At 62.0% G+C, this 13,910-nt stretch carries 10 protein-coding genes; 5 read left to right on the forward strand and 5 right to left on the reverse strand.

Going from position 1 to position 13,910, the window contains the following annotated elements:
• The first annotated feature begins 3 nt into the window (after nucleotides 1-3).
• Both WG908_RS11940 and WG908_RS11945 read left to right on the forward strand, forming a co-directional pair.
• Nucleotides 4-1,149 (forward strand): acyl-CoA dehydrogenase family protein, encoded by a 1,146-nt coding sequence (locus WG908_RS11940; RefSeq protein WP_340186817.1) that lies wholly within the window; start codon nucleotides 4-6, stop codon nucleotides 1,147-1,149.
• A 13-nt stretch (nucleotides 1,150-1,162) separates the two neighbouring features.
• Entirely contained in the window at nucleotides 1,163-2,134 is a 972-nt protein-coding gene (locus WG908_RS11945) for an acyl-CoA dehydrogenase family protein (RefSeq protein ID WP_340186818.1), read from the forward strand.
• A gap of 106 nt (nucleotides 2,135-2,240) precedes the next feature.
• Here WG908_RS11945 and WG908_RS11950 read toward each other — a convergent pair whose 3' ends face one another.
• The 4 genes from WG908_RS11950 to WG908_RS11965 all read right to left on the reverse strand — a co-directional run bounded on the left by WG908_RS11950 (nucleotide 2,241) and on the right by WG908_RS11965 (nucleotide 8,554).
• Complete coding sequence (locus WG908_RS11950; protein WP_340186819.1) at nucleotides 2,241-3,512, reverse strand: cytochrome P450; 1,272 nt, start codon at nucleotides 3,510-3,512, stop codon at nucleotides 2,241-2,243.
• 282 nt (nucleotides 3,513-3,794) lie between these two features.
• On the reverse strand, nucleotides 3,795-4,544 hold the full coding sequence (locus WG908_RS11955; protein ID WP_340186820.1) for an SDR family NAD(P)-dependent oxidoreductase: 750 nt from the start codon (nucleotides 4,542-4,544) through the stop codon (nucleotides 3,795-3,797).
• A 170-nt stretch (nucleotides 4,545-4,714) separates the two neighbouring features.
• Nucleotides 4,715-5,593, reverse strand: a complete 879-nt coding sequence (locus tag WG908_RS11960; RefSeq protein WP_340186821.1) for a crotonase/enoyl-CoA hydratase family protein — start codon at nucleotides 5,591-5,593, stop codon at nucleotides 4,715-4,717.
• Nucleotides 5,594-5,662: 69 nt separating this feature from the next.
• Nucleotides 5,663-8,554, reverse strand: a complete 2,892-nt coding sequence (locus tag WG908_RS11965) for a TonB-dependent receptor plug domain-containing protein (protein ID WP_340186822.1) — start codon at nucleotides 8,552-8,554, stop codon at nucleotides 5,663-5,665.
• A 222-nt stretch (nucleotides 8,555-8,776) separates the two neighbouring features.
• Between WG908_RS11965 and WG908_RS11970 the strand changes: the two genes are divergently transcribed.
• The gene (locus tag WG908_RS11970; protein ID WP_340186823.1) at nucleotides 8,777-9,901 is read left to right on the forward strand and encodes a Zn-dependent alcohol dehydrogenase; all 1,125 of its coding nucleotides are present in this window, start codon (nucleotides 8,777-8,779) and stop codon (nucleotides 9,899-9,901) included.
• Nucleotides 9,902-9,941: 40 nt separating this feature from the next.
• On the opposite strand, the gene WG908_RS11975 is transcribed toward WG908_RS11970, so the two are convergent.
• Nucleotides 9,942-11,285, reverse strand: coding sequence for an MFS transporter (locus WG908_RS11975; RefSeq protein ID WP_340186824.1), 1,344 nt, complete (start codon nucleotides 11,283-11,285; stop codon nucleotides 9,942-9,944).
• 226 nt (nucleotides 11,286-11,511) lie between these two features.
• Between WG908_RS11975 and WG908_RS11980 the strand changes: the two genes are divergently transcribed.
• Nucleotides 11,512-12,738 carry an acyl-CoA dehydrogenase family protein gene (locus tag WG908_RS11980; protein ID WP_340186825.1) on the forward strand — a complete coding sequence of 409 codons (1,227 nt, stop codon included), beginning with the start codon at nucleotides 11,512-11,514 and terminating at the stop codon, nucleotides 12,736-12,738.
• Nucleotides 12,739-12,775: 37 nt separating this feature from the next.
• Nucleotides 12,776-13,897: an acyl-CoA dehydrogenase family protein gene (locus WG908_RS11985; RefSeq protein WP_340186826.1), complete on the forward strand. Its 1,122-nt coding sequence runs from the start codon at nucleotides 12,776-12,778 to the stop codon at nucleotides 13,895-13,897.
• The last annotated feature ends 13 nt before the right edge of the window (nucleotides 13,898-13,910 follow it).

Genomic DNA, 13,910 nt, shown 5'->3' on the forward strand with positions numbered 1-13,910 from the left:
CGCGTGTTCGACACATTTTCCATGGCTTCCCTGCCGGAAGCCGATGAAGACCTTCGTCCAGCAGTCCGCGATCTCGTCGCCCGATTCATCGCGGCCATGCCGGTCGACCGGCGGGCGCGCTCCTGGCAGGGATTCAGCGCGGAATTCAGTCGAATGCTCGGCACAGAGGGTTTTCTGGGCCTGACCCTGCCCGAACAATATGGTGGACGTGGTCGCGGCCCCTTCTCACGCTTCGTCGTTGTGGAGGAATTGCTCTGCGCCGGCGCGCCAGTCGCGGCGCACTGGATCGCCGATCGGCAGAGTGCGCCTCTCATCCTCAACTATGGCACAGAAGCCCAGCGGCAATTCTACATACCGCGCATATGCCGCGGCAAAGCCTTTTTCTGCATCGGCATGAGCGAACCGGGAGCCGGATCCGACCTTGCGGGAGTGCGCACCCGCGCAGAGCGTCAGGACGGCGGATGGTTGCTGAACGGGCAGAAAATCTGGACCACCAACGCCATGCATTCCGACTATATGATTGCGCTGGTGCGCACATCGGGTACGCTGGCAGACCGGCATAGCGGGCTCTCGCAATTGATCGTCGACCTGAAGGCGCCAGGCGTCACCGTGCGCCCCATCGTCGACCTGACGGGCGACGCGCATTTTTCGGAGGTATTCTTCGACAATGTCTCGCTGGGCGAGGATGCGCTGATCGGACATGAGGGCGATGGATGGAAACAGGTCACGGCCGAACTTGCTTTCGAGCGCTCCGGTCCGGAACGCATCTATTCCAGCGTCGTCCTGCTGGATGCCTGGGTCAGGCATCTCCAGGCGGTCGGGCGTGACGAGGCGTCGGGTCTGGTCGGCAAGCTGACGGCGGAACTCGCGACGCTGCGCGCCATGTCGATCGCCTGCACGGCCAGGCTCGCCGCAGGGGAAAGTCCGGTGCTGGAGGCCAGCATCGTGAAGGATCGCGGCACCGGCTTCGAACAACTGCTCCCGGTCGTCATCGGCGATGACCTCGCCGCCCATCCCGACGAGGCGGTGAGCGACGAGCTTTACCGCACCTTGATCTACGTAACGCACATCGCTCCGAGCTTCAGCCTGCGCGGCGGCACACGCGAAATCCTTCGCGGCATCATCGCCCGAGGCATGGGACTGCGCTGAGAAGGGAATGACCATGGACATGAACGAGCTGCTCGAACCTTTCAGGCGCCTGCTGGAATCCACCGTCACGCCCGCCGCCGTTCGCGCGGTGGAAGCTGGCGGCAGTTGGGAAAGCATGTGGCAAGCCATTTCGGAATCCGGCTTTCTGGATGCTCTTGTCGATGAAGATCATGGCGGCGCGGGTCTGACGCTCGCCGACATGGGGCCGTTGTTCCGGGCCATCGGCGCGCAGCCGGTGCCCCTCCCCGTCGCGGAAACGATGGTGGCCCGCGCCTTGCTCGCGGCGGCCGGCATGGCCCCGCCCGAAGGACCCATCATATTGGTGTCGGCCATGGGCCAGCCTGTCCCCTGTGCAGCCGTGGCGACCCATGCGCTGGTGGACACCGGCGACCATGTGCGCCTGGTCCCCATCGACGCGCTTTCTCCCCAGCCGACCGGCGCGCATCATTGCCTTTCCCGGCGTCTCGCGGGCCATCCGACAGGCCCTGGCCCTGCATTGCCCCGCCCCGCTGGCGGCCTGCGCGCGGTTGGCGCGGTCATTCGTGCCGCGCTGATCGCCGGAGCGGCCGAGCGGCTGACCCACATGTCGACCCTGTTCGCCAATGAGCGGGTTCAGTTCGGCAAGCCGATCGGCCGCCAGCAGGCGGTTCAGCATATGCTGGCTGTCATGGGTGAGGATATGATCGCCTGCCGCATCGCGGCGCAGATCGGTCTTTCGAAAGGGCTTCAGGTGCCGATGGCGGTCGCCGCGGCGGCAAAGGCAACCACATCAGCGGCAGCGCCGCGCATCGCGGCAACCGCCCATGCGGTTCATGGCGCGATCGGCATCAGCGAGGAATATGATCTCCAGCTGCTCACTCGCCGCCTGCATGAATGGCGTCTGGCGGATGGATCTGAAGGCTATTGGGAAAAATTGCTGGGTGCTGCGCGGCTGGCCTCTCCCGATGCGACCGTCGATTGGGTTCGGGCTGAAATCTTCGCCTGAGGGCGATGCCCGCAAACGTCAGACGACAGGCACATAAATTCATCGGCCGGAGGACACCCCGGCCGATGACATTTTTACCGTGTACCGCAAGGCGCGACCGGGATGATCAGCCCTTGGGTTTCCGAAATGTGATCGGCAGCGCGCGCAGGCCGTGCACCATGCCGGCTTCCGCATACTCGATGGGACCTTTGCTGGTATCGATGCAAATATCCTCGAGCCGGTCGAGGAGCCGGCCGAGCCCGATCCGGATTTCCGACCGCGACAGGTGGACGCCGACGCAATAATGGACGCCATGTCCGAAGCCGAGATGGTTCCGGACATTGCTGCGCGCCGGATCGAATTCGTTGGCGTGGCTGTATTTCGCTTCGTCGCGATTGCCCGATGCCAGACGGACATGCAGGCAGCTTCCCTTGGGAATATGCGTCTCGCCGATCATCGTGTCTTCCTTGGCCCAGCGCGTGGCCGCGGCGATGGGGCTGTCGAAACGCATCACCTCTTCGATGAACCTGGGGATCAGGTCACGATTTTCGGAAAGCTTTTTCAGCATCTCCGGGTTTTTGATCGCCGCGTAGAGCGTGTTGCCCAGGCCATTGGTGGTGGTTTCGTTGCCGCCCGTATTCAGGGTGGCAACCATCGAGATCACCTCCTGCTCGCTCAGATGATCGCCGTCGCGGGTTGCGCTATGGATCATATGGCTGAGCAGGCTGTCGTCGGGCTCGGCACGCAGCCTGTTGATATGCACCTGGACGAATTTCGTGAATTCGATCAGCTTGAGATGGGCGGCGACCCTTTCTTCCTCGCTCAGCAGACCGCCGGTCACGAGGGAAATGGAGGCAGCGCCCGCATCCTGCATCAGTTGGATATGGGTTCTGGGAACGCCCAGCGTGTCGCAAAAGAAATAGAGCGGGACCAGCAGCGCATATTCGCGATAGAGGTCGACGGAGCCTTCCCCATCCGCCCCGCGATCGATGAAGCCGTCGATCAATCCGTCCACGACCGCGACCAGTGCATCGTCCATCCGCTTGATCGCCGACGGCATGAAGCGGGGGTTGATCAGCTCCCGATACCGCAGGTGCAGATTACCGTCGGTCATCGCCAGCACCGGTACGCGGTGAGGAACGCCGGCTTCCTCGTAGAGCTTGAAATAGCGCTCGGTATAGGCGGCCATGGCCGTGGCCTGGTTGATCGGCGGCGTGTTCGAGAAAGTGCTGGTGTTCTGGAGCACAGCTTCGCTGTCGGCGAAACGGGAGATGACGAACGCATTGAGCGCCTTGGAGAAAAATATCTCCTCTTCGCCCCGAAGCTGCGAATAATAGTCATAAGGCGCCTTGAGCATTTCGGTTTCACCGAAACGATCGGGCAATTCCGTTGTGGCCATATCAACTCTCCGTTTCAACTTTATCGCGTGATCCACGCTCTGATGTCGGGCCGCGCACAACGTCGATGCGATCGACGCCAGGACAGGATGACAAGGGTAAAGGCGAATCACCGGACGATCCAGCGCACAGCATTTGCGCCATCGCCTTAGTGCGTATGTAATGGGGTAGACCCGGCGATTGCACCAGCGCTCCTGCAAGTCGACAGGAGCGTTGGCTGCCATGCAAGCAGATCAGACCTGTCGCCGACACCGGCCAGCCAACGAGGCGACCGGCACGCTCTCTTACGCCGTCTGCCCGCCTTCGACCGGGAGGATCGTGCCGGTGATGAAGGCCGACGCATCGCTCGCGTAGAAATAGATCGCCTGGGCGATTTCGTCCGGCTTGCCAAGCCGGCCCATTGGAACACCGCCGATGATCTTCTCGCGCGATGCCGGATTTGCTTCCACGGCAGCCAGCAGCATGGGCGTTTCGTGCGGCCCCGGGCAGATCACGTTCACGCGGATGTTCTGCTTGGCGAATTCGACCGCCGCGCCGCGAGTGATCGCCACCAGTCCGGCCTTAGAACCCCCATAGACGACCAGCGAAGGATAGCCCTTTATCGCGGCAGTCGACGCCACGTTCACGATCGACCCGCCGCCCCTGGCAATCATATGGGGAATGGCCGCCTTCATCGTCATGAAAGGACCGCGGAAGTTGACGGCGACCATCTTGTCGAAATTTTCGACGCTGCAATCGACCAGCGTCCCGCGATCGTCGCCGGTATAGCCGGCGATGTTGCAGAGGATATCGACGCCGCCGAACCTGGAAACGGCAAGGTCCACCATTGCGTTCGCATCCGCACTGTTGCCGACATCGCCGACAATTGCCGCCGCCCGATCGCCCAGTTCATCGGCGATGGCCATCACGCCATCGGAAATGTCCGCCAGGACAAGATAGGCCCCGTTCGCATGCATCAAGCGTGCAACCGACGCGCCCATCCCTGACGCGGCGCCGGTGATGACCGCAATCTTGCCTTCGACTTTTCCCGTCATTTCAATCCTCTCAATTGGCATGATGGCACAGCTTCACGATGACCGGATATCCTCCAGGCGGCTGTGCTCACGTCAGGCTGCGTCATAAAAGCTGCGCGGCCCGGAGTCAGGAAAAGATCGTTACTTGCTCGTTTCATCATATGTGCAATAGCGCGCGGTCCCCCATCGGATCATTCGAACCTCCGATTCTCCCACCAGGGGAAAAAGGACGGCATGTCCGTCGACACCTGGTCGGGGAAATGGGCCTTTCTCTTCTCCCGGAAGGCGGCGATCCCCTCGTCGGCGTCGGCGGAAAGGCCGCGTTCCGCCACCCCCCGGCTGTCGATCTTGTGGGCTTCCATCGGATGGTCGGCCGTCAGCATCTTCCACATCATCTGCCTGGTCAGCGCCACAGATACAGGTGAAGAGTCCGCGATGAACTGCTGCGCCAGTTCACGCGCGGCCGCCATCAATTGATCCTGCGGGTGAATCGAACGGATCAGACCTCGCTCGCTCGCCTCGGCGGCATCGAACACTCGTCCCGAATAGCACCATTCGAGCGCCGTCGATATGCCAACGATGCGGGGAAGGAACCAGGATGAGGCGGATTCGGGCACGATGCCTCTTCGCGCGAAGACATAGCCAAAGCGCGCAGTATCGCTGCTGATCCGCACGTCCATCGGCAGCAGGAGGCTGGCGCCAAAGCCCACCGCTACCCCGTTCACAGCGCCGATCACCGGTTTCAGGCTGTCGAAGATACGGAGCGTGACAAGGCCGCCTATGTCCAGATAGACGCCGTTGACCACCGGCCTGTCTTTTACGTCTTTCCGCTGACTGTAATCGAACAGGGCCTGCCCCTGTCCGATGTCGGCGCCGGCGCAGAATGCACGATCGCCCGACCCAGTGACGATCACCGCCTTGACCGCGTCGTCCGCATCTGTTGCGTCGAACGCGGCGATCAGGTCATTGGCCATTTCGCGGGTCAGGGCGTTCATGCGATCGGGACGATGCAGCGTTATGGTCGCGATGGAATCCTCGACCTCATATTTGAGCGTGTCGGATTTTTCCATCGATCGTCTCCTCGCCCTTTCCGTGCTCTCAGGGTCGGCACAGCGTCCGCCAGCCCGTCCCGACGACGATCAGAACTTGAACCGGATACCGGCAGTGAACGCCGTGCCGACCGTATCATAAACGTCCGTCAGGGTAGCCATGTAAAGGCCAGGGCTGGGTCCGGTGGCAATGAACGGGGGCTTCCGGTCGAACAGGTTGTTGGCCGTAAGGAACAACTCACTGCCCTGATTTTCACCCACGCGATAGGCCAGGGTGAGATCGGTGTAGAACACCGCCGGCAGATCGCGTTCGGCCCAGATGTTGATCGGCCCGCGCTTCATGCGTCCGATCATCCGTTCCTGCGCCGTCACGCTGAAACGATTGGCGGTATATGTCGCCTGGAGGCTCGCGCGCACCTTGGGCACGGACGCACCCACGGACGAGATGATGCCTTCCGTCCAGCCAGCCAGTTCGACCGGCGCCTGCAAGGCGCTGTCCTGAATGGTGTAACGGTCGACATAGGTCACGAACAAGCGGGTGAAGAGATCGCCCCCGAACAGCGGATGGCGGTAGCTTGCCTCGATATCGAAGCCTCTCGTCTTGAGGCCTGCAAGGTTGGCCGGCGTATTGATGATCGCGCGCGCCGCATTGGCGTCCGTCCGGTCGCTATAGGGCAGGGCGGGATTGCGAACGATGAGGGCGCACAGCGGGCTGGTTCCGCCGCTCGCTTCGCAGGTCCTGGCCGCCAGATCGGTATTGAGCGTCTGGATCGCCCCCTTCAATTTGACGTCATAATAGTCGACCGACAATGTGAAACCGGGCACCGCGCGCGGTTGGAGCACGACGCCCAGGCTCAACGTGTTGGCCACTTCCGGCTTCAGGTCGGGATTGCCCCGGGTCACGCGCGATACGACGATCTGCTTTTGCAGGTGCGGATCGAAGAAGGTCGCGTCGATTGCCGCTCCCCGGTTGTAAAGGTCGAACAACGTCGGCGCGCGGATGTCGCGGGACCGCGTCGCGCGGAAGCGCAGGCCGTCCATGATCTCCCAGACGGCGCCGCCCTTCCACGTCGTGACCGTGCCGCTGGTCGAATAGTCGGTGATGCGCGCGGCGCCGTTCAGTTCCAGCGATCTGGCGAAGGGTTGATCCTTGAAGATCGGAACCGCGATTTCCCCATAGGCCTCCTTCACATTGTAGGAGCCGTTGGCCGTCGCGAAATTGTTGAGCAGAAATCGTCCCGCGCCGGCCGGCAGGTTCCGAAGACCGGCGGGATTTGCAGGAATAAGCGGATCGGAATTGCTCGTCATGTTCAGGCTGGATTTGCGATATTCCGCGCCGACGGCGACGGCCAGCGGACCTGCCGGCAGGTCGAACAGGTCGCCGGTGATGTTGGCGGCGATATTGTCCAGCTTCGTGACCGCCGCATATTTCGACACATCGCGCACATAGGCGAGCGCATCTGCGGACGGCGCGCCCTGACCGAAGAGGTTGAGCGGAACGCAGTCGGCGAACCGTGCCCGCACGGCGGGATCGGGATCGAGCGTCGGCCGGCAGACGATCTGGCCGGACGGGCCCAGGACGGCATCGGTGGCGGCGGCCAGTCTTTCCTGCCGGATATCCTTGTTCCTGCTGCGATATTTCGACCAGGAATGCTGGTACGTCAGGTCCCAGTGAAATTTGTCGATATCGCCCTTCAGCCCGACAGCGGCATTGTAATAATCGTTGCTGTCGTGCGTACCATTATCCGCCGTTTCCAGGATCATCCGGCTCATTCTGAACGAGGATTGGCCCGCTGCCGTGAGGGCGGTCGCCATTGCAGGCGGGAGGAAGGGGTTTTCGGTGAAATATGTCCTGTTGAGCGGATAGAGCGTCTGCCCCTGGCCAACCCGGCCGTCGCCATCGGCATAACGCTGCTTCGTCTTGGCGCCGTTCACCTGCACGAACGCGGTGATGTCATCGCTGGCTTCGAAATTGACGCGCAGGAAGGCGGTGTCGGTTGTTGCTGGCACCGCCTGCCATTGTCCATCCCATTTGTGGTAATCGCCCCCGACGAACAAGCCTGGGCTTCCGGTCGCCCCGCCGACATTGATCGGCCGATAGACCCCTGGCGTGGTGAACACGTTATTGGCGAACGGTCCGCTGAGGATGTTGCCACCGGCGGTTGCAAGGGCAAAGCGGATATTCCTGCCATCGACCAGCGGGTTGGACAGGCTGCCTGGCGTTCCGCCGCCCGGTACGCTGCCGACCGCAATATTGTAATTCCCGTAGGGCGGCCGATCCTGGAATTTGAAGCCCCCCGTTTGATAGCGCTCGACTGCGGCTACTATATTGACGCTGTCACCCAACTGGGCACCATAGGCCAGCGCTATCCGATAATTCTGATTGTCGCCGCGCGATGCTATGGAACCCTGGGCAACGCCCTTGAAACCCACGAACTTGTCGTCCAGAATGAAGTTGACGACGCCGGACACCGCGTCAGACCCGTAGGTGGCGGAAGCGCCGGCGGTCACGACTTCGACGCGCTTGACCAGAAGCTGCGGTATGACCGAAGTATCGACGAGACCCGAGAATGTTGTTGGCGACAGGCGTCGCCCGTCCTGCAAGATCAACGTCCGAATAGCGCCGATGGCATGAAGGTTGACGAAGTCACCATGATTGCCGACGATGGCCGCAATCGATCGCGCACTGGTATTGGTCAGCGATCCGCTGAATTGCGGCAGCTGCGTAAGCCCGGCGATCAATGAGGTGGGCGCAACCTTGTTCAGGTCCTCCGCCGTTGAAACAGTCATCGGCGACGGCGCTTTCGATCCATCTCTTACGATGCGGCTGCCGGTCACGATGATATCGGAAATGGTGGCCGGCGCCTCTTCCTGGACCGGCGCCGCTTCTCCCGAACTCGGCGTCTCCTGAGCGAACACCAGGCCAGGACTTGATATGATCGCTGCCAGCGAACCAATCGAAATGGCTACCTTACGGTTCATCGAACCCCTCCCGTTCAAATCTTGTCGATTTTATGCGGCGCATTCTGTTGACGAGCGCCATGTTGCACAAGGAGTTGATCGAGATTTCGGGCAGCCGCAATATGCGGTGGTCAAGATTATGGATGCAATAAACCCCGAATAATCGGGCATCATTCCGTCCGTAATCTATCAATAAGACAGCAATCGTTTCATACCGTCCCAATATTTGAGGATTATGGGAGAGTGGACATCGTGCGTGCAGCAGTGATCCGGGGCATAGGCGAAAAATTCGAAATCGCGGACATCACGCTGGCGGCCCCTATAGGCCAGGAAGTGCTGGTCGAAGTGCGCGCCTCAGGGCTTTGCCACAGCGATATCACTGTCGCGCAGACCGGCATGGGCGTGTCGACGCCGATCGTGCTCGGCCACGAAATCGCCGGCGTGGTCAAAGCGGTCGGCCCGCTCGTCACGCGTATCAAGGTCGGGGACCATGTCGTTGCCGCGGCCTTGCAGCCCTGTGGCCGTTGTCCGGCCTGTCTTCGCGGCAACCTCAATGCCTGCTCGAACCCTGGAGCGCTCGACCGGGATCCCTCCGAAGCCGAATGCAGGTTGCATGATGATTGCGGATGTCTCGGTCAGCTGCAAGGCTTGGGCGGCTTTGCCGAACAGGCTCTGATCCACGAAAATCAGCTTGTCGCGATCGACAAGTCCATGCCTTTCCCGCAGGCGTCGATCATCGGCTGTGCGGTCGTAACCGGATGCGGCGCCGTCTTCAATGCCGCCAGGGTTTCTCCAGGACAATCGGTCGTCATCTTCGGCTGCGGCGGTGTCGGCCTCAATGCGATCCAGGCCGCGAAACTCGCGGGCGCAACCCGGATCATTGGTGTAGATATCCAGCAGGCGAAGCTCGATCTTGCCCGCAGGTTCGGCGCCACCGACATTGTCGACTCGTCTCAGGTGGACGCGGTCGACGCTGTCCTAGGCCTCACCGACAGAGCAGGCGTGGATCATGCCTTCGTGATGGTCGGCGTGCCGGCTGTCGCGGAAACGGCGATGGCGGTCCTCGGCTTTGGCGGCACGACATATCTGATCGGCGGCATGGCGCCCGGCGCCGAACTGACCTTGCATCCCTCGCCGGTAGAAAGCGGCATCCTGCCGCGTCAGCAGGGCATCCGGGGGCTATGGCTAGGCTCCTCGAACTTCTACCATGACATCCCCTTATATGTTGACCTGTATCTGCGTGGACAGTTGAACCTCGACGATCTCGTCGCCCGCACCATCGACCTGGATGAAATCAACGAGGCCTATGAAGCGCTGGAACATGGCGCCGTGGCCCGCAGCGTCATCACCTTCCCGCCTCGCGGATAAGCGAACAGCGTCCCGCAAGCGGCAGGACGCTGTTCCACCATCATGCGCGGGCGGCGACGACCGGGAAGCCCGCGATCGCTTCCCGTTCGAAATCGGCACGGATCCACCACAGCAGCATCATGCCGACCGCGCTGAGGACGGCGCAGACGATCGCCAGCCCGCTGCTCAGTCCGTTGACTTCGTTCACCATCGCTCCGACCATCGGGACGAGGACGGGAATCGCTCCCGCGCCGAACAGCGTGATGCCCATATAGAGAAGCGCCACGAAGGTCGCCCGCATCCGGTCTGGCGCCACCTCCTGCATCGCAATCACGATATTCATGCTGCCGCCCAGCGAGCCAATCAGGCCTGCCCCGATCAATGTCAGCCGCAGCGTGGGATTGGACAGGACGGGGCCGATCGCCAGCGACGCCAAGGTTACCGCCGCGAACGCGAAACAGACCAGAATGACGGCATCCGGGCGCCCCCATGCCCTCACGCGGCTGGTGAGCCAGGGCGCTCCCAAAGCGCCGGCCACGCCGCCGATGAAGATGACGGGCCCGAATGCCGACCCGGCCTCTATCGCGGTCCAGCCGAAATCCCGCTTCAGCGACTCGATCGTCCAGTAATTGAGCGCATAGCTGCACCCGGATGCGAACACGGAGCTGAAGAACAGGCCGGCATACAGCTTCTTGCGCGATGCGATCTGCCGCATCACGTCGCCCCTGGCGGGAGCGTGCGCCTTGCCACCCCCGCTTGTCCTCTGCGGTTCCCGCACCAGCAGCAGGAACAGGATCGCCAGGGCGAGGGACGGCACCCCCACCACGAAAAGCACGAGCTGCCAGACCTGCATATCTGTTTGAAAGCCGCCCGCCATCAGGCCTTCTATCCCGGAAATGACAAGCGCCCCGCCGCCAAAGGCCAGTGGCGCGCCGATCAGGCCGGCGGATGTGTAGAGGCTCGCGGCCAGGCTGCGCTTGTCGCGGGGGAACAGGTCGCCGATCATCGAATGCGCGGCGGGCGTCAGCACTGCCTCGCCGGCGGCCAGGCCCAGCCGAAGCAGAACCAGCGCAATATAGCTGTTGGCAAAGCCCGAAGCGATCGTCGAAGCGCACCAGATGAGCGCGCCGGCGACGATCAGCAATTTGCGGTTGCCGCTATCGGCAATGCGGCCCGCGGGGATACCCAGGAAGGAATAGACCGCCGCAAAGGCTGTTCCGATAAGCAGGCCGATCTGCACGTCGCTCAGCTGGAACTGCGCCTTTATCGGGCCGATCAGCAGGACGAAGATCTGGCGATCGATGAGGGAAAAGACATAAAGCGCGGACAGCATCGCGAGCACCAGCCAGGCCCGCGCGTCGGCATGGAGAGACGTTGGCGCTTGGGAGCGGGTGGACGCGGACATGAATTTCCCTCTCAGACGCCTTTTCCGGCTTGGCGCAGACACTAGGATGGGGCGCTGGCCAGGTCACGTGTGGATAGATTGCATGCGTAATGTCATGCTCGCCTCGACATCGACGCCACCGCCGCATTGCATATGAGATAACGGCGGTGCGGGAACCGTCTTGCTCCCGCCGCACCTTGCTGCCCTGTCCGGATATGGCCATGCTTCGGTCAAACAAAGAATGAAGATGCAGAGGACCGGCATGGACCAGATATTCACCTCAGGTGACGAGGCTTTCCGCCGTGAAGTGGCGGATTTCGTCGCCAGCGAATATCCGCAGTACCTGCGCGAAAAGACCGCGAGCAATGAAGAATATAGTCGCGAAGACTATATGACATGGATGCGAATACTCGCGAAGAAAGACTGGCTCGGATCAAGCTGGCCCAAGGAATATGGCGGAACCGGCTGGACCCTTACGCAAAGACACATCTTCCGGGAGGTGCTGGAAAACGCCGATACGATCCGCATATTTTCGATGGGCGTGTCGATGTGCGGCCCTGTCATCCAGCGGTTCGGAACGGCGGAACAGAAGGCCCGCTTCCTGCCCCCGATCGTGCGTGCCGAAACCTGGTGGTGCCAGGGTTTCAGCGAGCCGGGCGCCGGGTCTGACCTGGCAAGCCTGCGCACCACCGCCGAACGGTTCCGGGGCGACGATGGCAAGGACTATTATCGCGTCAACGGCCAGAAGACCTGGACTACTTATGCGCAACATGCGGACTGGGGATTTTTCCTGGTCCGCACCGACACCATGGCCAAGAAACAGGAAGGCATATCCTTCCTGCTGATCGACATGAAGTCGCCGGGCCTGACCGTGCGGCCCATCGAGACGCTGGGCGGGGATCTGGAAGTCAACGAGGTCTGGCTCGACGACGTCATCGTGCCGGTCGAAAACCGGATTCATGACGAAAACAAGGGCTGGACCTGCGCGAAATATCTGCTCCAGCATGAGCGGTCCAATCTGGCCGAGGTCAGCCGCTCCAAGAACCGCATCAGGAAGTTGCGGGCGCTTGCGTCCGAACAGCGGGACGCTCATGGCGATCCGCTGATCGATGTCCCGGCGTTCAGGCGGCAGATCGCGCAGCTCGAAATTGAACTGATGGCGCTTGAAGTCTCCGACTTGCGCGCGCTGGCCGCAACCACATCGGGCCAGGATGCAACGCCGCTGTTGAGCGCGCTGAAAACAAAGGGCACCCGGATCGCGCAGCGTGCCGCGGAATTGATAATGGACGCGGCCGGGCCTCAGGGCCTGATCGACCATGAAGGCAAGCCGCCCAGCGCCGATGGCGGCATGGCAGGCCCACGGGGCGGCAGGCGTGCCGCCGACACATATCTGAACATGCGCAAGGCGTCGATCTATGGCGGATCGAACGAGATACAGATGGAGATCATCGCCAAACGGGGGCTTGAACTGTGAACCCGGTTCGATGCTTGCGGCAGATGGATGCGACGAGATGAATTTCGATTATAGCGACGAACAAAATATGCTGCGGGAAGCGCTCGCGGCCTTCCTGCGGGACCGTTTTCCTTTCGAAAAGCGCCGCGAGACGGTGAAGACCGCCGAGGGCGTCGATCCCGGCATCTGGCAGGCATTCGCAACCGAACTGGGTCTGCTGGCCGCCCCCTTCCCCGAAGCCATGGGCGGTTTTGGCGACGGTGCGACCGGCAACAGGATCATCATGGAAGAGATGGGCAAGGCCTTGTCGCTAGAACCGTGGCTGGAATCCATCGTCATGGCCCCGCCGCTGCTCATCGGCTCGACCCCTGCCGCCGATCAGGCTGTTCAGGCGGTGATAGCCGGAGAGGGGATCGTCATCCCTGCCATGAACTGGCCGGTCGTCGCTCCAGGCGGCATCAACGCGCTTGTCGCGCGGCCGTTTGATGAAGGCTTCACCCTGTCCGGGCATGTCCAGCTCGTGCGCCATGCGGCCAGGGCTACGCAATTCCTGGTCGCTGCCGATCTGGGCGGTGCCTCCGGCCTCGCCCTGTTCCTTGTGCCGGCCGATCTTCCCGGCATCTCTCGGGAGGACGCCAAGCTGGTAGACGGCGGGCGCTGTGCGGATATTCATTTCGAAAATGTCGTCGTCCCTGCCGAAGCGATGATCGCCCGGGGCGAGGATGCGGCGAGCAGAGTGTCGGCATCCTTCGATGCCGGCGTTGCCGCGCTGTGCGCGGAATGCCTCGGCATTCAGCGGATGCTGCTGCAATGGACCGTGGACTATTCCAAGCAGCGCAAGCAGTTCGGCAAGGCGATCGGCGAATTTCAGGCGCTCCAGCATCGCATGGCGGAAATGTTCATCAAGGTTGAAGAGAGCTTTTCCGCGACGATCATGGCGGCCGCCAGCCTTTCGGCGCCGGCCGAAAGCCGGGCCAAGTCGGTTTCGGCGGCAAAGGTCCTGATTGATCAGGCGTCCAGGTTCGTTGGCGAGGCGGCCGTGCAAATCCATGGCGGCATGGGCATGAGCAAGGAATTGCCGGTCGCCGATTATTTCACCCGCCAGATTGCGATCGCACATCAGTTGGGTTCGACCGAATATCATTTCCAGCGCTATGAAGCGGCGTCCTTTGCCGCCTGACTCCGCATCGAGA

Origin of the sequence: Sphingobium anseongense (assembly GCF_037725245.1) — a bacterium.
Classification (GTDB): Bacteria; Pseudomonadota; Alphaproteobacteria; order Sphingomonadales; family Sphingomonadaceae; genus Sphingobium.

What these genes read in the sequence shown, in the direction of transcription:
- WG908_RS11945 (WP_340186818.1), top strand. Translation starts at nt 1,163, where the DNA reads ATGGACATGAACGAGCTGCTCGAACCTTTCAGGCGCCTGCTGGAATCC.
- WG908_RS11950 (WP_340186819.1), bottom strand. Translation starts at nt 3,512, where the DNA reads ATGGCCACAACGGAATTGCCCGATCGTTTCGGTGAAACCGAAATGCTC.
- WG908_RS11955 (WP_340186820.1), bottom strand. Translation starts at nt 4,544, where the DNA reads ATGACGGGAAAAGTCGAAGGCAAGATTGCGGTCATCACCGGCGCCGCG.
- WG908_RS11960 (WP_340186821.1), bottom strand. Translation starts at nt 5,593, where the DNA reads ATGGAAAAATCCGACACGCTCAAATATGAGGTCGAGGATTCCATCGCG.
- WG908_RS11965 (WP_340186822.1), bottom strand. Translation starts at nt 8,554, where the DNA reads ATGAACCGTAAGGTAGCCATTTCGATTGGTTCGCTGGCAGCGATCATA.
- WG908_RS11975 (WP_340186824.1), bottom strand. Translation starts at nt 11,285, where the DNA reads ATGTCCGCGTCCACCCGCTCCCAAGCGCCAACGTCTCTCCATGCCGAC.
- WG908_RS11980 (WP_340186825.1), top strand. Translation starts at nt 11,512, where the DNA reads ATGCAGAGGACCGGCATGGACCAGATATTCACCTCAGGTGACGAGGCT.
- WG908_RS11985 (WP_340186826.1), top strand. Translation starts at nt 12,776, where the DNA reads ATGAATTTCGATTATAGCGACGAACAAAATATGCTGCGGGAAGCGCTC.